This window comes from Xylophilus sp., from assembly GCA_009914555.1.
In the GTDB taxonomy this organism is placed as follows: Bacteria; Pseudomonadota; Gammaproteobacteria; order Burkholderiales; family Burkholderiaceae_C; genus WNDY01.
In genome coordinates this window covers 1-8,881 of record WNDY01000096.1, presented here as the reverse complement: position 1 = coordinate 8,881, position 8,881 = coordinate 1, and the positions used below count along the sequence as shown (strand labels likewise).

Sequence of the window (8,881 nt, the reverse complement as noted above, 5' to 3'; positions counted from 1 at the left end):
AGCCTTTTGACCCGGTCGCCTACCGCCGCAGGAACATCATCGAACGCGCCTTCTGCCGCCTCAAGGACTGGCGGCGCGTCGCAACCCGATATGACAAGCTTATGATCAACTTCGCAGCAACATGCTATATCGCAGCTATCGTCACTTGGTGGCTCAATTGAGTCTGGAGCCTAGAGCTCCATGTGTCGGCACATGACGATGAAACTCTTAGCCGCCTGCGATGCCTCACTTTTACGGAAAGCCAGTGCCACGTCGGACGTGGTGGAAATGTCTGCAACATCGATATAGCGAATGCCGGGCAAGCCCACAGCACTCAAGGATTTTGGCGCAAGCGCCACGCCCATCCCGATAGATGCGCGGCTCGCAATTTCGGTGAAATCAAGGGCTTGGGCGCTGATGTTGGGTTCGAAGCCTGCGCTGTGACAGGCTTCTATTGTTGTGCCGTGAAAGCCGATATCGGCTGGCTGACGCGGGGTGATGAAGATTTCATCCTTGAGTGACTGAAGCTCAATGGTAGCTTGATGCGCCAGCGGGTGCGTTTCGCTTAGAACTGCAACAAGCGGCTCCTTTCTCACCACAAGACTGGTGAGGCCCGGCAGAAGAAGCGCGGGCCAGCGCACGAAACCCATGTCGAGAAGCCCTTCGGAAATGCGCGTCAATTGCATCCTCAGTTCCATCTCGACCAAATTGACCGAAACGTCGGGATATTCCTGCTTGAACTTGCGAATGGTCTCGAACACCACGCCCGAATAGGCAGCAGAGGCGACATAGCCGATGGAAATCTGACCGATTTCACCGCGCCCGGCACGGTTGACTGCAATCATCGTCGCATCGACCTGCATGAGTATTTTGACGGCCTCGCGATAAAGCACTTCGCCTGATTGCGTCAGTTGAACGGCGCGTCGCGAGCGATCAAGAAGCGGCGCACCGAGAATGGTTTCCAGCGCCATGATCTGCTGGCTGAGACCCGGTTGGGCAATGCCAAGTTTTGCAGCTGCCCGTTCAAAGTTCTTCTCATCAACCAGCGCGCAGAAATACCGCAGATGTCGGAGTTCAAAGGATTTGGACGTGAGGAGCTTGCTGCGCTGTTCCGGCATGGCTGTTTCTTTGAATAATTCAAAACTATGGCGATTTTGATTAGCATAACTAAAACTTATGAAAAATACGCCTTGAATTATTGGATAGATTACAAAAGATGATTAATGGGGTCCAGTTTAAACCTTGAGGGGATCAAAGTGAAAATCCTGGCCCGAAACCGCCACGCATTATCGGTCGTCATTCTTTCCGGCACAACCTTCGCTGCCATCGTTGCAGCCCATGCGCAGGAAACAGCAAGCCCCACCGTGCTTGCACCGATTGTTGTGAATAGCGGTTCGGAAGATCCGACCGCTCCCGTCAAAGGCTATGTTGCCAGAACAAGCATCAGCGCGACCAAGACCGGCACGCCGCTGGTTGAAACCCCGCAGTCTATTTCGGTCATTACGGCTGATCAGTTGAAAGCGCAGGACGCGCAAACCCTTGGGCAAGCGCTTGGCTATACGCCCGGTGTGGTTTCCGAACCCTATGGTTCCGACCCGCGCTTTGATTCACCGCTGATCCGTGGTTTTGATGGTCGTCAGGTGCAGTTCTTAAACGGTCTTCGCCTGATGCGCACTGCAGGTGCCTCGGCGGTTGATCCTTATATGCTTGAACGTATCGAAGTGGTGCGCGGACCTGCTTCGGTGATGTTCGGTCAGGGTAATCCCGGTGGCCTGATCAATATGATCAGCAAGCGCCCGACGTTTGAGAAGTTCGGCGAGATCGGGGTTCAGGCTGGCAGCTATGACACCTATGGCACCTATTTCGATTTTGGCGGTCCTGTCGCGGAAAGTGATCAGTTTGCCTACCGCCTGACGGGCATGGTGCGCAAAGCTGGCACACAGACTGACTATCTCGACAATGATCGCTATTTCATCGCGCCCGCTTTCACATGGAAGCCTGATGAAGATACCAAGCTCACCATTCTCACCAGCTTCCAGCATGACAATTCAAGCTCACCTTCGGGCTTGCCTGCACAGCTCACATTGAATGCGACCGATTACAGGCTGCCACGCGACTTCTATGTCGGCGATCCAAGCTATGACGATTCAAGCCGCAATGTCGTCAATCTCGGTTATGAGCTTGAACATCGCATCAACGAAACATGGACCTTCCGGCAGAACGCGCGTTACACCAATCAACGCTGGGATTATACGGCGCTTGGCATGGCATCGACCGGTCTCGCAAAGGACGGCCGCACGATCAACCGCACGGCCACAGTTCAGAACGAACGCCTGAACACGTTCAATATCGATAATAATCTAGTCGCCGAGTTCGATACAGGTCCGGTCGAGCACAAGTTTCTTGTCGGTGTCGACTATCGCTATTTCGACAATAGTGCCGGAACGCAGTTTTGGAGTGCGACCACACTTGATGCCTATAACCCTGTCTATAATGGGCCGATCAAGTACCTGACCGCGAAGCCGACCGTTAATACGCTTGTCGATTCCCGCATGACGCAGGTCGGTATCTATGCGCAGGACGAGCTGGCCTATGAAAACTGGCGCGCCACTTTCGCTCTGCGTCAGGATTGGGCTTCGACCCGCGGCACCTAGACCAATCGCAATACCAATACACCTCGCCCGCTTGATCAGGATGATGAGAAACTGACCGGCTGTGCGGGTCTTGGTTATGTGTTTGACCTTGGCATCGCGCCTTATGTCAGCTATTCGACTTCGTTTGAACCTGTAGCAGTTTCGGCAACCGCAGGTGTATTGCAGCCAACGACCGGCAAGCAGTGGGAAGTAGGCGTAAAATATCAGCCAAATGGCTGGGATGGTTACTTTGCGGCAGCGGTTTATGATCTGCGCCAGCAGAATGTGCCAATCAGCGTTCCGCTGCCGGGCGGAACTGGTTCCACGACTGAACAGATCGGCGAAATTCAGGTTAAGGGGCTTGAGCTTGAAGGTGTGACCAGCCTTGCCCAAGGCCTCGATCTGCGTGCAGCCTACACCTATATGAAAGCCGAAATCGTAAGCGGCAAGGATGACGGAAATCGTCCGCCAAACGTGCCGAAACATGCAGCCAGCCTTTGGCTTGATTACACCTTCCAGGAAGGTTCCGTGCTTGAAGGATTTGGCGTCGGTGGCGGCGTGCGCTATCTTGGTCAGCGTTTTGGCGATACAGGGAATACGCTTGATCTTGATGGGGTGACTCTCGCCGATGCTGCAATCCACTACCAGAAGGATCACATTAAGGTGTCGCTCAATATCAAGAATATTGCGGACAAGAAGTTTGTCGCAAGTTGCAGTTCTTTCGGATGTAACTATGGTGACGGCAGAACCTATATGAGCAAGCTGACATTTACATGGTAACAGGCCCGCAACGCGGATCGATAGTCTCTGTATCTAAAATCAGCCGCCGGAGAGCCCTTGGCCTTCTGGCGGCTTTAGCTTTGCCGAATGTGGCACGCGCCAATCCATTTCCGCGTATTGCGGCAATCGATTGGGCCATGCTCGAATGTCTGGTGGCATTGGGTGTCACGCCGATTGCGGCAACAGAGCTGATCCGGTTTCGTGAAGATGCGGTTGAGCCGCAATTGCCCGCTTCGGTTGTCGATCTCGGTCTGCGTGGTTCGCCGAATTTCGAGCTGCTTTATCTGCTCAAGCCTGATCTGATCCTGAGTTCCCCTTTTTATACCCGGCATGAAGAGGCGATGAAATCGATAGCGCCGATCATGTCGTTGCCGTTTTATGTGCGAGGCGAGGGGCCTTATGAGAAGTCGCTGCAAGCTATAACGGCGCTGGGCGATAAGCTTGAACTCAGCGCCAAAGCATCAAGTGTTATTGAGGCTCAGGCGAAGTTTATTGCCGAGACCAAAGAGACGTTGAAACCTTTTGCATCGCGCCCGACCTACCTCATCAATATTGGCGATGCGCGCCATTTCCGCGCTTTCGGCAATGACAGCATGTTTGGTGATGTGCTGGAACGGCTTGGTCTGCCAAACGCCTGGACGGATCGCTCGCGCTTTACATTTGCGGCTCCCGTTCCGCTGGAAAATCTGGCAGCAAATCCTGATGCGCGCATCATCATCATCTCGGATATTCCAGTTGAATCGCGCAACAGCCTACGCAACAGCGTGATCTGGCAATCGCTCAAACCTGTCCGTGACGGTCGTGTCTATATGGTGGGTAACATCAATCCCTATGGCGGACTGACCGCCGGATTGCGATTTGCACGGCTTCTGAGCCGGGCGTTGCAGGCAAGCGGAGAGGCATTCCTGTGACCCGTGGCGGACTGATTTCAAGTGCTGTAATCGGCTTTATGATTGCTCTTGGGCTGTTTCTCTGGAACGCCAACGCGTTTTTGCCTTTTGCGCAATGGCCTTCGCTGCCGTTTAATCCGCAAAACATGAGTACCGAGCAGGTCATTCTGGCCTATGCGCTGTTTCCTTGTGCTTCCGTTGCGATTTTTGCCGGTGCAGCACTGGGGCTAGCGGGTGCTTTGCTGCAGCGTTTGCTCAACAACCCGATTGCCGATCCATCGACGCTTGGCGTGTCATCGGGCGCAAAGCTGGCAATCGTAACGGCGACGCTGTTCTTCCCGACAGTGCTTGACCAGTTTCACTGGGCGGTGGCGCTTTCGGGTGCTGGTGTTGCGACCGCAATCGTGTTTCTGCTCGGCTGGCGCAGTCGGCTTGAGCCAGTTACGATGGTTGTGTCCGGTCTTCTGATCGGTGTGACATGCAGTGCGATTTCCGCCGCGATGACGCTATCGCAGGGTCAGTATCTTATGTCGCTTGTGACATGGAATGGCGGTTCGCTGAGCCAGCAGGACTGGTCATCGACAGTCGCCTTTGCTTTGCAATTTCTTGTCTGCCTCATTGCCGCAATCATGCTGAGCCGTCCGCTGACGCTTGCAAGCCTTGGCGATAGCAGTGCGCGCTCGCTGGGTGTTCCGCTGGCATGGCTGCATGTGGCGGTCGTGGCTGTTGCGGTGGTGCTGAGTGCTGGCGTTGCGGCCAGTGTGGGGCTTGTCAGTTTTATCGGTCTGGCTGCCCCCGCAATCGTCCGTGGCTTCGGGGTCAGAAAGCCGGGTTCAATCCTGCTGGCGTTATCTTTTGCTGGTGCCGTTCTTCTCTGGATCTGCGACGGAGCGGTGCAAGTTTTCGGCGCAAATCTGGGTGAGACTTTCCCGACAGGCGCAGTTACCGCGCTGATCGGCGGGCCTTTGCTGCTCTGGCTCATTCCGCGTGTGCGTTCGACAGGATCACAGCAATCCTCAACTGCGCAGGTTTTCAGACGTGCTTCCAATGCCAAACTTGGCTTGCTGCTCATCGCTCTGCTGGTCGCAGCTTTTCTCGCTCTTGCGCTTGCGCGCACGCCGGAAGGCTGGTTGCTTCTGACAGGCGATAATCTTCACGATATCTTGCCTTTGCGCTGGCCGCGCCTTCTGGCAGCCGCTGCCGCAGGCAGTCTGCTTGCAATGGCGGGCGCGGTCCTTCAGCGACTAACCGGCAACCCGCTGACAAGCCCGGAAGTAATCGGCGTCAGTGGCGGAGCAGGCATAGGCTTTGCTTTAGCACTGACAATTTTCGCGGCACCCAATAATGCGCAATTGCTGCTTTGCGCGTCCATTGGTGCGCTGATTGCCATGCTGGTTGTGTTGAGCTTTGCGAGCCGCAGAAGGCTCTCATCCGCACGCTTGCTGCTGGCCGGTATTTCGGTTGGTTCGCTCGCATCTGCCATATTAAGCATCTTCCTATCGATCGGCTATCAGCGGTCGTGGCAGATTCTTGCCTGGCTCAGCGGGTCATCGGCAACGGCAATGCCGGAAAGTTCGCTTTTCCTTGTCGTGCTGACATTCACAGTGATTGGGCTGGCATTGCTCGCGTCCCGCTGGCTGACCATCCTGCCGCTGTGGCAGACGATTCCAGTCTCGCTTGGTTTGCCGGTGCGGTCTGCACGGATATTGACGATCCTGCTTGCGGCGATTGCCAGTGCCGCCGCATCGCTTCTCGTCGGCCCTTTGAGCTTTGTGGGGCTGATGGCGCCGCATATGACGCGCCGTATGGGCTTTGATCAGGCTCAGTCGCATGTCGTGGCATCAGCCGTGCTGGGCGCGATTTTGATGGTGATTGCCGATCTTGGTTCGCGCAATGCGACCTTCCCCTATGATTTACCGCGGGGCCTTTTCGCAGCTTTGGTCGGTGCGCCCTATCTTGCCTGGGCGCTCGCATCGGCCCGGAAATTGTGAACGATTTTCCGAAAGCATGATGCACAGATTTAAATATTCGGAGCGTCCTTTGTGCGTTCTTTGTACGAAAGGGATAATCTGATGAATACGAACACGCCGCTCTGGATGGATTCTCCGGAGCGATACGGGCTTGTGAGCCGGATTCTACATTGGGCAATGGCCTATATTCTGCTCTGGCAGTTTGTGATGATCCTTTCGTGGAAAATGGTTGGTCCTTCACCGGTGCTTGATGCTATCAGGGTTTTCGGTCCGGCACATGGAACGGTCGGGTTTCTGATGATTGTACTGGTTGTCGTGCGTGGCATCTGGGCATTCATCAATCGCAATCAACGCCCGCCGCATCAAGCAGGGCTGATGGGCAAACTGGCGCGCATTGCATATAATGCATTCTATGTGCTGCTGTTCGCCATTCCGGCTCTGGCACTGTTTCGCGCCTATGGCAGCGGTAAGGGACGCGAGCAATGGGGCATCAATATTGTCCCTGCAACGGGCGAGAAAGTGGTATGGATGATGGCACCCGCAAATGCGCTGCACAGCCTGCTTTCATGGGTTCTGTGCGTGTTTATTGTCGCCCACATACTGGCCGCACTGTTTCATCGCTTGGTTCTTAAAGACGGCATTCTCTCACGCATGGCTGGCCCGATGCGCTCCAAATTCAGAGTTTTGCCGCAAGGAAGTCGATAAAGGCACGGATACGCGCGGCGAGGTGAGGGTGGCCGGGGAAAACCGCATGGATTTTCTCAGGCTCCGCAGGCGACCATGCGGCCAGCACTTCCACCAGTCGCCCGCTTGCCAGATCATCGGCAACAGTATGCTCTCCGGTCTTCATCAGCCCGCCGCCTTCAAGGCAGATGCGTCTTAGGATCGTGCCGTCGCTGCCAAGAAAATTGCCGGAAACCACCTGTCGAATGCTATGGCCCGTTTCAGGATCGGCAAACTCCCATTCGCTCGGTTGGAAATTATAACGCAGACAATTATGCGTTTTGAAGTCTTCCGGTCTCTGTGGCGTGCCGTGCTTTTCCAGATAAAGCGGAGAGGCAACTACCAGCCGCCGCATCAACGTAATGGGGCGGGCTTTCAAAGCCGAATCCTTCAAGACGCCGGAGCGGATCGCAAGATCGGTTCTCTCCTGCCAGAGATCGATAATGCTGTCGTTTAAGGTAATATCCAGCTCGACCTCCGGATATAGTTTCAGAAATTCAGGCACCAGCGGCATGATGATCGTGGCACCAAAGCCGACCGTCGAACTGCTGCCTGTGCGCCATTGGTGATGCGCGCCTCCATTTCGGTCAGCCGGTCGAGCAGGCTGCGCGCTTCCGCCAGATAGATTTCACCTTCCGGTGTCGGCGTCAGACTGCGGGTGGACCGCACCAGCAAACGCACCTGCAAGCGATCTTCCAGCCTCGAGACAAGACGGCTGATCGCTGTTGGTGTCATGTTGAGCTGACGGGCGGCAGCGGAAAAACTGCCTGTTGCCACTGCGCGCGCAAAGACTTCCATTTCACCGAAGCGGTTATCCAAAACATCATTTGTGAATTTGATGAACAGCTGTATGCAGTATTATCACTCTTATCATTTGACATCCAGAGAGCGATATGGAGACAAAGTTAAACAACAGGAACTCATCCCATGCCTGTCGCTCTCATTGCTCTTACGATCGCGGCCTATGCGATCGGGACGACCGAATTTGTGATCGTTGGCTTGCTGTCGACGGTCGCTTCGGATCTGAATATCACTTTGCCGCTCGCCGGATTGATCGTCAGCGTTTATGCGCTTGGCGTCACCTTTGGCGCCCCAATCCTCACGGCCCTTACGGGTCGTCTTGAACGCAAGCCTTTGCTGCTCGGCCTGATGGCGCTGTTCATCGCTGGCAACATGGTTGCAGCTTCCGCCCCAAGTTATGAAATCCTCATGGTCGGGCGCGTGCTGTCTACCTTTACGTACGGCGTTTTCTTCTCGGTCGGTGCCACCATTGCGGCTGATCTCGTGCCGGAAAACAAACGCGTTTCGGCTATCGCCATGATGTTCATGGGCCTGACAGTTGCAATCGTTACCGGCGTGCCGCTCGGCACATGGATCGGCCAGAACTTTGGCTGGCGTGCAACCTTCTGGGCTGTTTCGGCCATCGGCCTTGTGGCTCTCGTCGGTATTGCAGCACTTCTGCCGCGTGCATTGCCGAAGGCTGAACCAGCATCGCTCATGGATCAGCTGCGTGTTCTGGGCTCCGGTCGCTTGCTGATTGTCTATGGCATAACCGCACTTGGTTATGGCGGCACGTTTGTGGCCTTCACCTATCTCACCCCGATCCTGCAGGATATTACCGGCTTTTCCGCAGATTCCGTCAGCTACATTCTCGTGCTTTATGGCATTGCCATTGCCATCGGCAATATTGTCGGTGGACGCATTTCAAACGCCGATCCGGTGCGTGCCCTGACTGTTCTGTTCGTGTTGTAGGCGATTGTGCTGGTGCTTTTCAGCTTCAGGGTCAAAACCCAATCAGGCTATTTATTAAATTATCTCGCCATGATTCATTCTCTCCGCTAACGGGAGTTTTGGATTATGGCAGGAGAATTCTGGCTTGATGATCAGGAGTGGGCTGTGATCGCCC

Annotated in this window: 8 protein-coding genes and 2 pseudogenes; 7 read left to right on the top strand and 3 right to left on the bottom strand. The window is 55.0% G+C overall.

Annotation, left to right across the window (positions count from 1 at the left end; translation table 11 throughout):
* Positions 1–161: pseudogene (locus GAK38_RS22625) on the top strand (IS5/IS1182 family transposase); the annotation flags it as partial.
* Positions 162–170: 9 nt separating this feature from the next.
* Here GAK38_RS22625 and GAK38_RS22620 read toward each other — a convergent pair.
* On the bottom strand, positions 171–1,097 hold the full coding sequence (locus GAK38_RS22620; protein WP_325347160.1) for a LysR family transcriptional regulator: 927 nt from the start codon (positions 1,095–1,097) through the stop codon (positions 171–173).
* Positions 1,098–1,235: 138 nt separating this feature from the next.
* Between GAK38_RS22620 and GAK38_RS22615 the strand changes: the two genes are divergently transcribed.
* From GAK38_RS22615 to GAK38_RS22595, 5 genes and pseudogenes are all read left to right on the top strand, one after another.
* Entirely contained in the window at positions 1,236–2,633 is a 1,398-nt protein-coding gene (locus GAK38_RS22615; protein ID WP_325347159.1) for a TonB-dependent siderophore receptor, read from the top strand.
* Positions 2,634–2,651: 18 nt separating this feature from the next.
* Positions 2,652–3,392 (top strand): annotated as a pseudogene (locus GAK38_RS22610) (TonB-dependent siderophore receptor); the annotation flags it as partial.
* Positions 3,386–4,303 carry an iron-siderophore ABC transporter substrate-binding protein gene (locus tag GAK38_RS22605; protein ID WP_325347158.1) on the top strand — a complete coding sequence of 306 codons (918 nt, stop codon included), beginning with the start codon at positions 3,386–3,388 and terminating at the stop codon, positions 4,301–4,303. The pseudogene GAK38_RS22610 and the gene GAK38_RS22605, both read left to right, overlap by 7 nt.
* Complete coding sequence (gene fhuB / locus GAK38_RS22600; protein WP_325347157.1) at positions 4,300–6,273, top strand: Fe(3+)-hydroxamate ABC transporter permease FhuB; 1,974 nt, start codon at positions 4,300–4,302, stop codon at positions 6,271–6,273. The genes GAK38_RS22605 and fhuB overlap by 4 nt, the downstream gene beginning before the upstream one ends.
* 81 nt (positions 6,274–6,354) lie before the next feature.
* Complete coding sequence (locus GAK38_RS22595) at positions 6,355–6,957, top strand: cytochrome b (RefSeq protein WP_325347156.1); 603 nt, start codon at positions 6,355–6,357, stop codon at positions 6,955–6,957.
* On the opposite strand, the gene GAK38_RS22590 is transcribed toward GAK38_RS22595, so the two are convergent.
* Together GAK38_RS22590 and GAK38_RS22585 are read right to left on the bottom strand one after the other, a co-directional pair.
* Positions 6,929–7,489 carry a LysR substrate-binding domain-containing protein gene (locus GAK38_RS22590; RefSeq protein WP_325347155.1) on the bottom strand — a complete coding sequence of 187 codons (561 nt, stop codon included), beginning with the start codon at positions 7,487–7,489 and terminating at the stop codon, positions 6,929–6,931. The two genes, GAK38_RS22595 and GAK38_RS22590, sit on opposite strands and share 29 nt — an antisense overlap.
* Positions 7,465–7,794, bottom strand: a complete 330-nt coding sequence (locus GAK38_RS22585; RefSeq protein WP_325347154.1) for a LysR family transcriptional regulator — start codon at positions 7,792–7,794, stop codon at positions 7,465–7,467. Before GAK38_RS22585 ends, GAK38_RS22590 begins: the two co-directional genes overlap by 25 nt.
* Before the next feature lie 108 nt (positions 7,795–7,902).
* Between GAK38_RS22585 and GAK38_RS22580 the strand changes: the two genes are divergently transcribed.
* Complete coding sequence (locus GAK38_RS22580) at positions 7,903–8,727, top strand: MFS transporter (protein ID WP_325347153.1); 825 nt, start codon at positions 7,903–7,905, stop codon at positions 8,725–8,727.
* Positions 8,728–8,881: the final 154 nt, after the last annotated feature.